Origin of the sequence: Pseudonocardia sp. P1, assembly GCF_000178675.2 — a bacterium.
In the GTDB taxonomy this organism is placed as follows: domain Bacteria; phylum Actinomycetota; class Actinomycetes; order Mycobacteriales; family Pseudonocardiaceae; genus Pseudonocardia.
In genome coordinates, this window is record NZ_ADUJ02000001.1 from 3,534,045 (window position 1) to 3,548,134 (window position 14,090).

14 protein-coding genes are annotated in these 14,090 nt (G+C 74.8%); 12 read left to right on the plus strand and 2 right to left on the minus strand.

The window, feature by feature from the left end; genetic code table 11:
• Positions 1 to 4 precede the first annotated feature (4 nt).
• Genes PP1_RS16110 through PP1_RS16145 form a run of 8 tightly spaced genes read left to right on the plus strand, consistent with a single transcriptional unit; the run spans position 5 to position 7,471 of the window.
• Entirely contained in the window at positions 5 to 1,552 is a 1,548-nt protein-coding gene (locus tag PP1_RS16110) for a bifunctional UDP-2,4-diacetamido-2,4,6-trideoxy-beta-L-altropyranose hydrolase/GNAT family N-acetyltransferase (RefSeq protein ID WP_075313896.1), read from the plus strand.
• Positions 1,553 to 1,583: 31 nt separating this feature from the next.
• Positions 1,584 to 2,204, plus strand: a complete 621-nt coding sequence (locus tag PP1_RS16115) for a biotin transporter BioY (protein WP_050802446.1) — start codon at positions 1,584 to 1,586, stop codon at positions 2,202 to 2,204.
• A complete protein-coding gene (locus tag PP1_RS16120) occupies positions 2,201 to 3,550 on the plus strand; it encodes an AMP-binding protein (RefSeq protein ID WP_249265914.1) in 1,350 nt (449 codons plus the stop codon). The genes PP1_RS16115 and PP1_RS16120 overlap by 4 nt, the downstream gene beginning before the upstream one ends.
• Positions 3,547 to 4,707 carry a thiolase family protein gene (locus PP1_RS16125; RefSeq protein ID WP_075313895.1) on the plus strand — a complete coding sequence of 387 codons (1,161 nt, stop codon included), beginning with the start codon at positions 3,547 to 3,549 and terminating at the stop codon, positions 4,705 to 4,707. Before PP1_RS16120 ends, PP1_RS16125 begins: the two co-directional genes overlap by 4 nt.
• A complete protein-coding gene (locus PP1_RS16130; RefSeq protein ID WP_010240592.1) occupies positions 4,704 to 5,381 on the plus strand; it encodes an energy-coupling factor ABC transporter ATP-binding protein in 678 nt (225 codons plus the stop codon). Before PP1_RS16125 ends, PP1_RS16130 begins: the two co-directional genes overlap by 4 nt.
• Positions 5,378 to 6,013, plus strand: a complete 636-nt coding sequence (locus PP1_RS16135; RefSeq protein WP_010240590.1) for an energy-coupling factor transporter transmembrane component T family protein — start codon at positions 5,378 to 5,380, stop codon at positions 6,011 to 6,013. The genes PP1_RS16130 and PP1_RS16135 overlap by 4 nt, the downstream gene beginning before the upstream one ends.
• A gap of 28 nt (positions 6,014 to 6,041) precedes the next feature.
• Positions 6,042 to 6,515 (plus strand): GbsR/MarR family transcriptional regulator, encoded by a 474-nt coding sequence (locus tag PP1_RS16140; protein ID WP_010240588.1) that lies wholly within the window; start codon positions 6,042 to 6,044, stop codon positions 6,513 to 6,515.
• Positions 6,512 to 7,471 carry an alpha/beta fold hydrolase gene (locus tag PP1_RS16145; RefSeq protein ID WP_010240586.1) on the plus strand — a complete coding sequence of 320 codons (960 nt, stop codon included), beginning with the start codon at positions 6,512 to 6,514 and terminating at the stop codon, positions 7,469 to 7,471. The genes PP1_RS16140 and PP1_RS16145 overlap by 4 nt, the downstream gene beginning before the upstream one ends.
• A gap of 15 nt (positions 7,472 to 7,486) precedes the next feature.
• On the opposite strand, the gene pseI is transcribed toward PP1_RS16145, so the two are convergent.
• Positions 7,487 to 8,545 (minus strand): pseudaminic acid synthase, encoded by a 1,059-nt coding sequence (pseI, locus tag PP1_RS16150; protein ID WP_010240584.1) that lies wholly within the window; start codon positions 8,543 to 8,545, stop codon positions 7,487 to 7,489.
• A 14-nt stretch (positions 8,546 to 8,559) separates the two neighbouring features.
• Complete coding sequence (locus PP1_RS16155; RefSeq protein WP_010240583.1) at positions 8,560 to 9,555, minus strand: putative sugar O-methyltransferase; 996 nt, start codon at positions 9,553 to 9,555, stop codon at positions 8,560 to 8,562.
• A gap of 132 nt (positions 9,556 to 9,687) precedes the next feature.
• Between PP1_RS16155 and PP1_RS16160 the strand changes: the two genes are divergently transcribed.
• The 4 genes from PP1_RS16160 to PP1_RS16175 all read left to right on the plus strand — a co-directional run bounded on the left by PP1_RS16160 (position 9,688) and on the right by PP1_RS16175 (position 14,082).
• Positions 9,688 to 10,365: a glycosyltransferase family 2 protein gene (locus tag PP1_RS16160; protein WP_202796449.1), complete on the plus strand. Its 678-nt coding sequence runs from the start codon at positions 9,688 to 9,690 to the stop codon at positions 10,363 to 10,365.
• 17 nt (positions 10,366 to 10,382) lie between these two features.
• Complete coding sequence (locus PP1_RS16165) at positions 10,383 to 10,838, plus strand: DUF2304 domain-containing protein (RefSeq protein ID WP_212592091.1); 456 nt, start codon at positions 10,383 to 10,385, stop codon at positions 10,836 to 10,838.
• Positions 10,839 to 10,970: 132 nt separating this feature from the next.
• Entirely contained in the window at positions 10,971 to 13,034 is a 2,064-nt protein-coding gene (locus PP1_RS16170) for a DUF6541 family protein (protein WP_010240579.1), read from the plus strand.
• Between the two features lie 100 nt (positions 13,035 to 13,134).
• Complete coding sequence (locus PP1_RS16175) at positions 13,135 to 14,082, plus strand: NAD-dependent epimerase/dehydratase family protein (protein WP_010240578.1); 948 nt, start codon at positions 13,135 to 13,137, stop codon at positions 14,080 to 14,082.
• Positions 14,083 to 14,090 lie beyond the last annotated feature (8 nt).

Sequence of the window (14,090 nt, forward strand, 5' to 3'; positions counted from 1 at the left end):
GCCGGTGCGGTTGCTGCTCCGCTGCGACGCCGGCCCGTCGACGGGGGTCGGGCACGCCGTCCGGTGCGCCGCCGTGGCCGAGGCGGCGACGGCGTCCGGGCACGAGGTGTTCTGGTCCGGCCGCCTGGACGGCTTGGGCTGGCTGTGGGCCGGGCTGGCGCCCGGCGGACCCGTCCCGCCCGGGACGTTGCTCGATGCGGCCGACTCGGCCGACGACCTGGTCGCGTTGTGCCGCGACCACCGCATCGACGCGGTGCACGTCGACCACTACCTGCTCGGCACCGACCTGCGCGCACCGCTGAACGCGGCCGGCATCGCGCTGTCCACGGTCGAGGACTTCACCACCGGCCGTCGGCCGGGTGACCTGGTCGTCGACCCCAACCTGGGTGCCGACGACCATCCCCGGCCCGACGACGGCTCGACGACGCTGCTGCGCGGACCCGCGTACGCCCCGCTGCGGATCGCGGCCCGGCGCGCCCGCCGGGTGCGGGAGGTCCGCGACCGGGACCTCCGTCCCGCCACCGTCGGGGTCCCGCCCCGGGTGCTGGTCGTCATGGGCGGCACCGACGCGGCCGGGCTGCTCGGGCGGGTGGTGGCGGCGCTGGCCGCCGCGGACGTCCCGGCCGAGGTCGACGTCGTCGTCCCCGCGGGCCGGTCGGTCACGCTCCCGGAGGGCGGCCCGGCGCGGTTCCGCGCGATCGCCCCGCTGCCGGACCTGCCCGCGGCGATGGCCGAGATGGACCTGGTGGTCAGCGCGGCCGGGACGACGGTGTGGGAGCTGTGCTGCGTCGGCGTCCCGATGGCCCTGGTCCTGGCCGCGGACAACCAGGTCGAGGGCTACCGGACGGTCGTCGCCGCGGGCGCCGCGGCCGGGCTCGGCGGGGCCGCGGACCTCGCCGACCCGGAGCCGGGGGCGGCCGTCCTGCGGGACCTGCTGACCGGCCCCGGCCGCAGGGACGCGCTCGGGGCGCGGGCCCGGACCGTCGTCGACGGCGAGGGGGCGAACCGGATCGTGGACGCGCTCGCCGCCGCCGTCGGCGAACCGGACGGGGCCGCCCGGCGGGAGCACGTCGAGCACACCGTCCTCGCGAGCGCCCTGCACGCCCGCCCCGCCCGGCTCGACGACGCGGAGATGCTGCTCGGCTGGCGCAACGACCCGGAGACCCGGCGGTGGTCGCGCTCCACCGGCGAGATCGACCTCGACGCGCACCGGCGCTGGCTCGCGGGCTCCCTCGACCGCACCGACCGGCGGCTGCTCGTCGTGTCCGACGTGGACGGTGCGGTCGGCACGGTCCGCTGGGACCGGGACTGCACCGGCTGGGAGGTCTCGATCACGGTCGCCCCGGAGCGGCGCGGGTCCGGGCTCGCCGTCCCGCTGCTGCGGGCCGGCGAGGACGCGCTGCGGACGGCCACCGGCCCCGGGACACCGGTGATCGCCGTCGTGCACACCGGGAACGCCGCGTCGGCCCGGCTGTTCGCCCGCGCCGGGTACGCCGACGACGGCACCGGCCCGGACGACGACGGTTTCCGCACCCTCCGCCGGACGCTCTGACCGGTCGTGTCGCGGTGACACAACCCGCATGATGTGCCGCCGACACGCCGGGGTGACCTACCCTTCGCGCGTGTCCGGATCCCGTCCCGCGCTGCCCGCCGCCGACCTCGCGCGGGTCGTCGTGTTCGCCGCGTTCATCGCCGTCCTCGGCCTGTTCCCGGGGATCGGCGGCGTCGCCGGCGTCCCGATCGTCGTGCAGAACGCCGGTCCGATCCTGGCCGGCGCCATCCTGGGCTGGCGGCTCGGGACGGCGGCGGTCGCGCTGCTGCTCGTGCTGACCGCGATCGGGTTGCCGCTGCTGTCCGGGGGCCGCGGCGGGATCAGCGTGTTCGTCGGCCCGAGCGCCGGGTTCGTCCTGGGCTGGCTGCTGTCGGCGCTGGTCACCGGCCTGATCGTGCAGCGGTCCCGCAGGCGGACGTTCCCGGTCCTGCTCCTCGCCTGCCTCGCCGGGCTGCTCGCCGACTACCTGATCGGCATCCCGGTGATCGGCGCCTACGTCGGCGACCTGGGCGCCGGCCTCGTGCAGTCGCTGGTGTTCGTCCCCGGTGACCTGATCAAGGTCGTGCTGGCCGCGGTGATCGCCGGGCTGGTGCACCGCGCGCTGCCCGACCTGCTGCCGCCGCCGGCGTCCGCGGAGCCCCGGGTCCGGTGACGGCGGGGCACGCCCGGACGGCGCCACACCCCGCCCCGCCCGGACTCGACCTCCGGCTCCCGGACGACCTGGCCGGGGCCGTCGACGCGGCCCGGACCCGGCTCGCCGCCCTCGGCGCCCGGGCCGGGGACCGGATCGTGCTGGACGCACCGGCGCGGTCCCGCTGGGACGTCCTGCCGTACCTGCTCGCGGCCGACCGGCTGGGCGCCGCGTCGCTCGTCGCGGACCCGGGGTGGTCGGCCCGCGAACGCGCGTCGGTCCTCGCCGACGTCGACCCGGACCTGGTCCTCCCGACCGGCGACGGTCCGGCGCCGGCGGCGCGCGCCGACCGGCCCGCGCGGCACGGGGACGGCCTCTTCCTGCTCCCGACGACGTCCGGCAGCACCGGCATCCCGTCCGTCCTCGCCCGGACCCGCCGGTCCTGGCGGATCGGGTTCGACGTGCTCGGTCCGCTGCCGGGACCGGTCCTGGTGCCGGGGCCGCCGTCGTCGACGCTGTACCTGTTCGGCGCGGTGCACGCGCTCCACCACGGGCTCGACGTCGTCACGACCGACCGGCTCGATCCCGCCGACGCCCGCGCCGCCGGCACCGTCCACCTCGTCCCGGCACTGCTGTCCGCGCTGCTCGACGACCGGGAGCGGCACCCGGCCGGGCCCGGGCCGTCGGTGATCGTCTGCGGGGGCGCGCACGTCGCACCGGCGGTCCGCGAGCGGTGCGCGCGGCTGCTCCCGGACACCCTGCTGCTCGAGTACTACGGCTCGGCCGAGCACTCGCTGATCGCGATCCGGCGCGACGGCGGCCCGCTGCGTCCGGTCCGGGACGTGCGTACCGAGCTGCGCGACGGGGTGCTCTGGCTCACCAGCCCGCAGGCCGTCGCCGGACGGCTGCGCCACGGTGTGCTGGAACCGGCGACGCCCGGCCCGAGCACCGTCGGCGACCGGGCCGAGATCGCCGGCGACGGGTCGCTCACCGTGCTCGGCCGTGCCTCCGCAACGATCCCCTCGGGCGGGACGCTGGTCGTCCCCGAGGAGGTCGAGCAGGTGCTGCGCGCGGTCCCGGGCGTCGCGGACGTCGTCGTCGCCGGTACGCCGCACCCGTCGCTGGAGATGCTGGTGACCGCCGTCGTCGAGCCGGTGCCGGGCCACGCGCCGGACCGCCGGGCGCTGCGGGACGCGGCCCGGCGGGCGCTGTCCCCGGCGAAGCGTCCGCGGCGCTGGCTCGTCACGGACGAGCTGCCGCGGCTCGGCTCCGGCAAGCCCGCGCGGGCGGCCGTCGACGCGGGCCTGCGGGACGGCGTCCTCGACGCCCGGGCCTGCGGGACCGGCGGGGACGGGGGCGGCGGATGACCCCCGACGACACCCCGGTCGTGATCGCGGCCCGCCGCACCCCGATCGGCACGGCGGGTGGCGCGCTGCGCGGCCACACCGTCGACGCGCTCGCGGCGCCGGTGCTCGCCGCGCTGGCCGCGGAGATCGACACCCCGGTCGACGACGTGCTGCTCGGCAACGTGTTCGGCCCCGGCGGCAACCCGGCGCGGGTCACAGCGCTGGCGGCCGGGCTGGGCGAGACCGTCCCCGGGATGACCGTCGACCGGCAGTGCGCGAGCGGGCTCGCCGCGATCGTCGCCGCGGCCGGCTCGGTCCGGGCGGGCGACGGCGCCGCGTACCTCGCCGGAGGTGTCGAGTCCGCCTCCACCGCACCGGTCCGGACCTGGCCGGACGGCACGTCGTACACCCGGGCACCGTTCGCCCCGGCCGGGAGCCCCGACCCCGACATGGGGCCGGCCGCGGACGTCCTCGCCGCACGGTCCGGGATCTCCCGGGAACGCCAGGACGTCTTCGCCGCCCGCAGCCACGCCCGCGCCGTCGCCGCACAGCGCGCGGGCCGGTTCGACGGCGAGATCGTCGCCGTCGGCGGGGCCACCGCCGACGAGCGTCCCCGCGACCGGTTCACCGCCGAGCGGCTCGCCCGGTTCCGGCCCGCCTTCACCGCGGACGGCACGCACACCGCCGCGAACTCGTGCGGCGTGAACGACGGGGCGGCCGCCGTCCTCCTGGTCTCCGAGGCCCGCCGCCGGGAGCTCGGCGTCCCCGGTCTCGCGCTGGAGGCCGCCGCAACCCGCGGCTGCGCCCCCGAGCTGCTGGGGCTCGGCGCGGTCCCGGCGATCGTCGCGGCGCAGGGCCTGCCGCCGCTGCGTCCGGTCCCGCTGTCCGGCGGTGACCCGCCACCGGGGGATCCCGCCGCGCCGGACGCGATCGAGTTCACCGAGGCCTTCGCCGGGCAGGTCCTGGCCTGCGTCGACGCCGCCGGGCTCGACGAGGACCGGGTCAGCCCGGACGGCGGCGCCATCGCGCTCGGCCATCCGTGGGGTGCGTCGGGGGCCGTGCTCGTCGTCCGGCTGTTCCACCGTCTCGTCGTGCAGGGGCTCGGCGAGACCGGTCTGGCCGCACTGTCGTCCGGGGGCGGCCTCGGCGTCGCCACCCGCTGGAGGGTCGTCCGATGATCGAGTTCGACGGGATCGGCCACCGGTACGGCGAGCGCGTCGTCCTCGACGGGGTCGATCTCACCCTGCCCCAGCAGCGGGTCGCGCTGGTCGGCGCGAACGGGTCCGGCAAGTCGACCCTCGCGCGTACGGTCAACGGGCTGGTCCGCCCGACCGCGGGCAGCGTCCGGGTCGACGGCCGCGACCCCGCTCGCCAGGGTGCCGCGGTCCGGCGCCGGGTCGGGTTCGTGTTCAGCGACCCCGACTCGCAGATCGTCATGCCGACGGCCGGTGAGGACGTCGCGTTCTCGCTGCGCCGGACCGTCCGGAACCGTGCGGAGCGGGCCCGGCTGGCCGCGGAGAAGCTCACCGAGTTCGGCCTCGGCGACCACGTGGAGCACCCCGCGCACCAGCTCTCCGGCGGGCAGAAGCAGCTCCTCGCGCTGTGCGCGGTGCTCGTGCTCGACCCGGACGTGCTGGTGTGCGACGAGCCCACCACCCTGCTCGACCTGCGCAACAAGCGTGCGTTCGCGGAGCGGCTCGCCGGGCTGCGGCAGCAGGTCCTGCTCGCCACCCACGACCTCGACCTGCTCGACGGCTTCGACCGCGTGATCGTCCTCGACGGTGGCCGGGTCGTCGCCGACGACGAGCCGGGCCCCGCGGTCGCGTACTACCGGAAGATCTGTTCGGAGTGACCCCGCTCGGCCTCTACGAACCCGGCACGAGCCCGCTGCACCGCGCGCCGGCCGGCCCGTCGCTGCTCGTCGTCCTGGTGGTGGCCGGGGGCACCGTCCTGACCTCCGACCCGCGGATCCTCGGGGCGGTCTGCGGGGTGGTGGCGCTCGGCTACGTCGTCGCCCGGATCCCGTGGCGGCGGATCAGGCCACTGCTGCGCACCCTGGTGCTGCTGCTGGTGCTGATCGGGGTCGTCCAGTGGTGGCTGCTCGGCCCGGACCGGGCGCTGGTGATCGCGCTGCGGCTGGTCGCCGCGATCGGGGTGGCCACCCTGTTCACGCTCACGACCCGGGTGGACGACCTGGTCGGTGCGGTCGAACGCGGCCTCGGGCCGTTCCGCCGGTTCGGCGTCGACCCCGAGCGCCTCGGTCTTCTCGTCGGGCTGACGATCCAGTCCGTGGGGACGCTGTCCGGCATCGCCGGGCAGGTCAGGGCCGCGGCCCGGGCCCGCCGTGCCGGCGGGTCGGTGACGGCGTTCGCGGTGCCGTTCATGATCCGCACACTGCGGCACGCCGACGCACTCGGCGAGGCACTGGCCGCCCGTGGCTGGGGCGACGGCCCCGACGACCGCAGCGGCCAGTCTTTGCAGTAACTGCTGCAAAGACTGTAATGTCCGTTTCGTGCCACCCACGGAACAGGAACTCGACGTCGTCGACGAGATCGCCGCGTCCTTCGAGCGCGAGGGCCTGCCGCTGATCACCGGCCGGGTGATCGGCTGGCTGCTGATCAGCGACCCGCCCGAGCAGAGCGCCGCCCAGCTGGCCGAGGTGCTCGGTGTCAGCCGCAGCTCGATCAGCACCGCGACCCGGATGCTGACGCCCGGCGGCCTCGTGGAACGGGTGCGCACCCGCGACTCGCGGGTCGAGCTGTTCCGGATCGCGCCCGACGGCTGGAGCCGGATGCTCGCCGAGCGCCACGCCCGGGCCACCGCGTTCCGGCGGGTGCTGGAGCACGGCCTCGACGTGCTCGCCGACGAGCCGGACGCCCGCCGCGACCGGCTCGTGAACGTCCACGAGCTCTACCTGTTCCTGGAGTCCGAGCTGCCCGCCCTGTGGGAGCGGTGGGAGTCCCGGCGCACCGGAGGCGACCGATGACCACCCCGCGCGACCACGTGATCGAGCGGCCCGAGGGGAACCTGCACGTCCACCTCGCCGGGGACACCGGCCCGCCGGTGCTGCTGCTGTCCGGCGCCGGCCTCGACAACGCGATGCTGAGCTGGAAGCACCTGATCCCGGACCTCGCGCGCGACCACCGGGTGATCGCGCCGGACTGGCCGAAGCAGGGCCGCAGCCGGCCGTGGAACGGCCGGGCCACGCACGCCGTCCTGCTGCGGACGGTCACCGACGTGCTGGACGACCTCGGCGTCGAGCGGGCCGCCGTCGTCGGGCTCTCCCAGGGCGGCGCACTGGCGCTCGCCTCCGCGATCGAGCACCCGGACCGGGTGGAGCGCCTCGTCGCGCTCGCCCCGGCCGGGATCCTGGAGTTCCCGCCGGGGCTCCACCAGCTGCTGTGGCTCACCGCGAGGGTGCCGCTGCTGTCGCGGACCCTGCCGAACCTGGCGTTCCGCAGCCGGGCGGCCGTCACCGCCTTCACCCGTCGGGCACTGTTCGGCTCGTCCGACCGCGTCGCCGACCTCGACGAGATCGTCGAACGGGTGCTGGACGAGGCCCGGGCCGGGAACGCCGGCAGCTCGGACTGGCAGAACGACTCGATCGGCTTCCGCCGCATGCGGCTGGACCTGCGTCCGCGGCTGCCGGAGATCCGGTGTCCGGCACTGTTCGTCCAGGGCGACCGGGACGCCGGCATCCCCCTCGCGCGGACCCGCGCGGCGGCGGACGCCGTCCCCGGGGCCCGGCTGGAGGTCCTGCCCGGGCGGGGCCACTGGTCGAACCGGGAGTCCCCGGACGAGGTGAACGCACTGGTCAGGGCCTTCCTGACCGAGGACGAACCTCGGATCCGCTACGACGACAGCGACGTCGAAGGGCTCGATCCCGACATCCGGCGGATGTTCCACGGCGACGAGCAGGGTGGCGATGCTGCTCCTCGATAGCCGGGCTCCGACCGGCTAGACCAGGTCCCAGGTCAGCGGCGTCCCGCGGGCGACGTCGCGGGTGAAGGTGCGCCCCAGCACCGTCGTGATCGCGTCCGTCGGCAGCCCACCGGCGGGGCGGATGGACCGGACGTTGTCGTCGGTGACCTTCTCGCCGGCGGCGACGTCGGCGACGACGTAGAGCGAGCGGCGCAGCGCGAGGGTGTCCCGCTCGGACTCCCGCGGGCCGAACCGGGCCGGGCCCAGCGCGCGCCGGGCCACGTCGGTCTCGGTGACGAGCGACGCCAGCTCGCCGGGCTCCAGGGAGAAGTCCGAGTCGACCCCGCCGTCGGCCCGCTGCAGCGTCACGTGCTTCTCGATCGCGACGGCGCCGAGCGCGACCGCGGCGACCGGCACGCCGATGCCCGGGGTGTGGTCGGAGAGGCCGACCGGCACGCCGAACGCCTCGCGCAGCGCCGGGATCGTCTGCAGGTTCGCGTCGACCGGGTCGGCGGGGTACGACGCCGTGCACGCCAGCAGCACGATCTCGATCGCGCCACCGTCCCGGGCGGCGGCGACGGCCGCGTCGATCTCGGCCAGCGTCGCCATCCCGGTGGACATCACCATCGGCTTGCCGGTGGCCGCCATCCGCCGGATCAGCGGCAGGTCGACGAGCTCGGCCGACGCGACCTTGTAGGCCGGCGCGTCGAGCGACTCCAGCAGGTCGATCGCCGTCGGGTCGAACGGGCTGGAGAACGGGACGAGGCCGTGCTCGCGGGCCCGTGTGAAGAGCGGCGCGTGCCACTCCCACGGCGTGTGCGCCTGCTCGTAGAGCTGGTAGAGGTTCCGGCCGCCCCACAGTCCGTGGTCGTCGCGGATCCGGAAGGCCGGGCCGTCGGCGTCGATGGTGATCGTGTCGGCGCGGTAGGTCTGGAACTTGACCGCCTGCGCGCCGGTGCCGGCGATGGCGTCGACGATCTCCAGCGCGCGGTCCAGCGAGCCGTTGTGGTTGCCGGACACCTCCGCGATGACGAACGGCCGCTCGCCGGGCCCCACACGGTGGCCACCGATCTCGATCGCGTCGGGGATGCGCATGCCGCCGAGGGTAGTCACCGGCGGGCCAGCACCATCACCTCGGACACCGTGCCCTCCGAGTCCTGGCCGTACAGGCCGGCGTCGGAGTCGACGAGCTCGAAGCGGTCGAACATCTCCAGGTAACGGTGCCGGAGCATCGGTTCGCGCACGCCGGGCTTCCCGGTCGGCGAGTTGCGCAGCAGCAGCCAGCGCGCGCCGAGGTCGGTGACCAGGTTCGCGTAGTTCTCGACGACCTCGGGTTCCATCTCCTGGAACGAGATGAAGTTGGCGAACAGGTCGACGGTGCCGGTCAGCCGGGGCAGCTGCCAGGAGCACAGCACCGTCGCCGGCCGGTCGATCTCGTCGATCGGGATCTTCTCCTGCTCGCGGGTGGCCGCGTAGTCGAGCACCCGGCCCTCCCCCAGCACCTCGCGCAGGTAGTGCGTCGCGACCGCGGCGACCGGCGGGATGTCGACGTCGATGTAGCGCACGTCCTCGGTGCCGGCGAGGATCTCGCCGAGCGTGCCGAACCCGCCGCCGATCTCCAGGACGGTCGTCACGTCGAGATCGGGCACGGCCCGCTTCAGCATCACCAGGCCACGGAGGTAGTTCAGCGAGGACCGGCTGAACCGGCGGCCGGCGAACACGAGCTGCTCGGCCGGCGCACCCGCGGTCGACTCGGAGAACCCGCCGAGGAACGGCGGCCGGTCGGCCGGGTCGAGCGCCGTGACCGAGGCGTGGTGCGCCCGCGCGACCGGGACCTGGTCGATGCGCTCACGCACCAGCCTGCCCGGCTCACCCGCCGTCCCGAGCACCCGCGCGAGCGCCGCGGCGGGCCGGGACACCGGGGCGTACTGCGGCGCGTAGAAGTACTGCGCGGACGGGTGCCCGCGGAACTCCGCGAACCCACGGTCACGCAGGTCGGAGACGACCTTCTCCAGTCCGGTCCGCCAGAAGTCGGTCGGCCGGTACAGTTCCGGCGCGTCATCCAGGTCGGACAGCATCAGCTCGAGCAGCGTCCTCGCATCCATCCCCTCCACCGTACGGAATGCCCGTTAGGTCCGGATCGCGGCCGACCGTCGCGTACCGCCCGGAACGGGACCGATAGCCTGCGGGGTGGCGGACGGGAGCACCCGGCGCCCGGGAGGAGCGAGGGAGTGGACGTGGCCGCCGACACCGGCACCTGGGTGGTGGTCCCCGTGTACAACGAGGAGACCGTCATCGCCGAGGTGGTCGACGGGATCCGCACCCGCTTCCCGAACGTCGTGTGTGTCGACGACGGCAGCCGCGACGCCTCCGCCGAGCGCATCGCGGGGACGGCGGCGCACCTCGTCAAGCACCCGATCAACCTCGGCCAGGGCGCGTCCCTGCAGACCGGGATCGACTACGCGCTGCGGCGCGGCGCCGAGCGGATCGTCACCTTCGACGCCGACGGGCAGCACGACATCGACGACGCCCACCGGATGGCGGAGCTCGTCCGCACCGGTCAAGCCGACGTCGTACTCGGCTCCCGGTTCCTGGAGTCCACCGAGCCGATCCCGCTGCTCAAGCGGATCGTGCTGCGCACGGTCGCGGCGCTGTCGCCGTCGAGCCGGAAGCTCAAGCTGACCGACGCCCACAACGGCCTCCGGGTGCTGTCCCGGCCGGTCGTCGAGGAGCTGCGGATCTCGATGAACGGGATGGCGCACGCGTCGGAGATCGTCGCGGCACTGGCCGGGTCGCCGTGGCGGATCCGCGAGGTGCCGGTCACCATTCACTACACCGAGTACTCCCGTTCCAAGGGGCAGTCGTTGTTCAACGGGGTGAACATCCTGTTCGACCTGTCGGTCCGGCAGCGATGACCCAGGAGGCGAACACCGTGATCCTGCAGATCCTCCTGCTGGTCGCCACGATCGGCGCGCTGGTCTACTTCGTCCGGAGCGGGCAGAGCGTGGGGGTCCGGGCGAGCAAGCGACTCGCGTTCGGCGCCTTCGTGGTGCTCAACATCTACGCGATCCTGCGGCCGGACGACGTCACGTTCGTCGCCCGCGCCCTGGGCATCGGCCGCGGTACCGACCTGATCGTCTACCTGCTGGTCGTCGCGTTCGTCTTCGGGATGCTGAACACCTACCTGCGGGACCGCGAGATCAGTCAGCACCTGACGAACCTGGCCCGGCAGATCGCCGTCCGCGACGCGGAGCTGAGCCGCCGCGAGGAGGAGCTCCAGCAGCGGCTCGACGAGCTCGACCTGCGCGAGCCGTCGAGGAACGGCCACCGACCCCCGGCCGACGAGTCCGCCGGCTCCACCAGCTCCGCGGAACCGACGGGTTCCTGAACCCGCTCCGACACGCCGGAGGGACTCCGGGACCGGCTGACGCAAAGGGCACTCGTATGCTTCGCGAGTGCCTCTCGTCAATATCGATGACCATCGCTTCCCCGCCGGTGAGCAGGCAGGACGGGTCCGGCCGTGACGTGGACGGCGGCGGTCCCCGCCGCCGTGGTGGCCGCTGCCTGGTGTCTGATTCCCGGCGCACTCGTCGCCCGGACCGCGGGCTGGCGGGGCATCGCCTGCTGGGGATCGGCGCCGATGATCTCGGTCGCTCTGATCGCGACGACCGCCGTCGCTGCGGGCAGGCTCGGGATTCCGTGGGGAGCGGCACCGGTCGTGGCCGCCGTACTGCTGTGCGCCGTGGTGGTGCTCGCCGCACGTGCGGTCGTCCGACGACTGGTCCGGCCCCGGCCCACGTCCCCGGTCGCCGCCGACGCGCCACCGGCCGAGGAGCGGTCCCTGTACCGGCGAGCCGCCGCACTGCGGGCGGGCCCCGACGGCGCCCTCGCCAGGATCTCGCTGGCCACCGGGATGGCCGTCACGATCGCGATCTGCTGGCTGACGCTCGTCCTCGCGTTCGGGCCCGTCGACACGATCTCGCCGACCTACGACGCCGTCCATCACTACAGCGCGGTCGCCAGGATCCTGGGCACCGGCGACGGTTCGTCACTCACGCTCGGTGAGCTGACGAGCCCGGGGCGACCAGCGGTGTACCCGGCTGCCTGGCACGACCTCGTCGCGCTCGTCGTCCTGACGTCGGGGGTGACAGTCCCGGTGGCGTCCAACATCGTCGCGCTGGTCGTCGCCGCCGTCGTCTGGCCGCTGTCGTGCGTACTGCTGGTCCGACAGCTGGTCGGACCGCAGGCCGGTGCCTTCCTGGTCGCGCCAATCCTCTCGACGGCGTTCACGTCGATGCCCTGGCTGCTGATGACCTGGGGGGTGTTGTGGCCGAACCTGATCGGCCTGGCCCTCGTCCCCGCCGGACTCGCCGCGCTGGTGACGCTCCTCGGGCTGACCCGGGAGAGCGCGATCAGCCGGCCCGGTGCGGCGCTGCTCGGCGCGTTCGTCGTCGCGGGCCTCGGCCTGGCCCATCCGAGCGCGGTGATCAGCCTGCTCGTCCTCGGACTCTCCCCCGTCGCGTACGGCGGTGGGGTCCTGGCAACCCGGTGGATCCGTGAGCACCGGCCGCTCCGGGCGGTCGCGGCGGTGTCGGCAGTCGCCGTGGCGTTCGGGGCGACGGTCTGGTTGCTCGCCTGGTCGCCGTTCCTGGCCAGTGTGCGGTCCTACGACTGGCCGGCCTCCATGGGCGCCCGCGAGGCCGTCCTCGGTGTGCTGTGGAACGCGACGAACGGGCGTCCGGAGTTGGCGCTGGTCTCCGTCCTCGTCCTCGTCGGTGCCGTGTTCGCCCTCCGGCGGGCCCGCACCGGCTGGTTGGTGCCGGCCCACCTCGTCTCGGGTTTCCTGTACGTCCTCGCCGTGTCGCGCGAGGGCGCGTTGACCACCGCTCTCACCGGAGCCTGGTACAACGACTCCTACCGCCTCGGTGCGATGGTCCCGCTCACGGGTGTGCCACTCGCGACCATCGGCGTGGTCGGCACCGTCGGCCTGCTCGTCCGGGCGACGATCCGGCTGCGCGGTGCCGAGCTGCCCGCAGCACGCCGCCGGCTGGTGACGACGCCGGTGATCGCGGCGGTCGCGGCCGTCCTCGTCCTCGCGTCGGACGGCTTCCGGGTGGGGGTCCACGCCTTCGTCGTGGCCGGCACCTACCAGCGCGAGGCCACCTGGATGCTGCAGCCGGGGCAGCGGGAGTTCCTCGAGCAGGCGGGCCGCCTCGTCTCCCCCGACGTGGTGGTCGCGGCCAACCCCTGGACCGGGAACTCGCTGCTCTACGCCCTGACCGGCCGCGAGGTGATGTTCCCCCACCTCAGCGGGAACTGGACCCCCGACCAGAAGGTGATCCGGGAACGGCTGCGGTACGCGGCAGGCGACCCCGCCGTGTGCACGGCGGTGCGGACCACCGGCGTCGGGTACGTGATCGAAGGTCCGGTGTCGTACTGGCCGTGGCACGAGCAGTCCCACAGCTTCCCCGGGCTGACGGGCCTGGACGGGACCGACGGGTTCGAGCGGGTCCTCTCCGGCGGCGGCAGCACGCTCTACCGCGTCACCGCCTGCGATCCGGAGAGCACCCCCGCCCCGCGATGATCATTACCGCGCTCGGGCGGACCGTGTACGGGTCGATAACGTGGTGGCCCCCGGGGACGACCTCGTGACCACGTCGTCCCGACCCAGCCCGGAGGGATCCATGCGCGCGCTCGTCACCGGTGGAGCCGGTTTCATCGGCTCCACCCTCGTCGACACCCTGCTCGCCCGCGGTGACGAGGTGCTCGTCGTGGACGACCTGTCGTCCGGCAAGCGGGAGAACCTCGCCCCCGGCGTCGCGCTGACCGAGCTCGACATCCGCGACACCGACGGGTTCGCGAAGTGCGCCGCCGAGTTCGCACCCGAGGCGGTGTACCACCTGGCCGCGCAGATCGACGTCCGCACGTCGATGGCCGACCCGGTGCACGACGCGTCGGTGAACGTCCTCGGCACGCTCTCGGTCCTGCAGGCCGCGCGGGACACCGGCGCCCGCGGGGTCGTCGTCTGCTCCACCGGTGGGGCGATCTACGGCGACGGCGCGCCGCTGCCGACGACCGAGGACGAGCCGGCCGAGCCCGAGTCGCCGTACGGGATGAGCAAGCTCGCCGCGGAGCGCTACACGCGGTTCTTCGTCCGGGCGCACGGCCTGCCCGCACTGGTGCTGCGGTTCGCGAACGTCTACGGCCCGCGTCAGCACCCGGCCGGGGGCGCCGGCGTCGTGTCGCTGTTCTGCGACCGCGCGCGGAGCGGCCGGCGGCCCACCGTGTTCGGCGACGGCGGCCAGACCCGCGACTTCCTGTTCGTCGGTGACGTGGCGCGGGCCGCGACGGCCTCGGCGGACCGGCTCGCCGCCGGGGAGTTGGCCGGCGAGGTGTTCAACGTCGGGACCGGGACCGAGTCGACGGTCACCGAGCTGGCGGCGACGATCGGCCGGATCGCCGGGATCGACGAGGGCGCCTTCACCCCCGAGCACGAGCCGGCGCGTCCCGGAGAGCTGCGGCGCAGCTGCCTGGACCCGTCGCGCGGGATCGCGGCGCTGGGCCTCCCGGCCCCCACGACCCTCGCCGACGGTCTGGCGGCCACCTGGGCCTGGCACACGGGCCGTTCCTGACCCGTGCG

Excerpts from the sequence above, each read along its gene's own strand:
- PP1_RS16125 (WP_075313895.1), top strand. The coding sequence starts at position 3,547 with ATGACCCCCGACGACACCCCGGTCGTGATCGCGGCCCGCCGCACCCCG.
- PP1_RS16175 (WP_010240578.1), top strand. The coding sequence starts at position 13,135 with ATGCGCGCGCTCGTCACCGGTGGAGCCGGTTTCATCGGCTCCACCCTC.
- PP1_RS16145 (WP_010240586.1), top strand. The coding sequence starts at position 6,512 with ATGACCACCCCGCGCGACCACGTGATCGAGCGGCCCGAGGGGAACCTG.
- pseI (WP_010240584.1), bottom strand. The coding sequence starts at position 8,545 with ATGCGCATCCCCGACGCGATCGAGATCGGTGGCCACCGTGTGGGGCCC.
- PP1_RS16155 (WP_010240583.1), bottom strand. The coding sequence starts at position 9,555 with ATGGATGCGAGGACGCTGCTCGAGCTGATGCTGTCCGACCTGGATGAC.
- PP1_RS16115 (WP_050802446.1), top strand. The coding sequence starts at position 1,584 with ATGTGCCGCCGACACGCCGGGGTGACCTACCCTTCGCGCGTGTCCGGA.
- PP1_RS16130 (WP_010240592.1), top strand. The coding sequence starts at position 4,704 with ATGATCGAGTTCGACGGGATCGGCCACCGGTACGGCGAGCGCGTCGTC.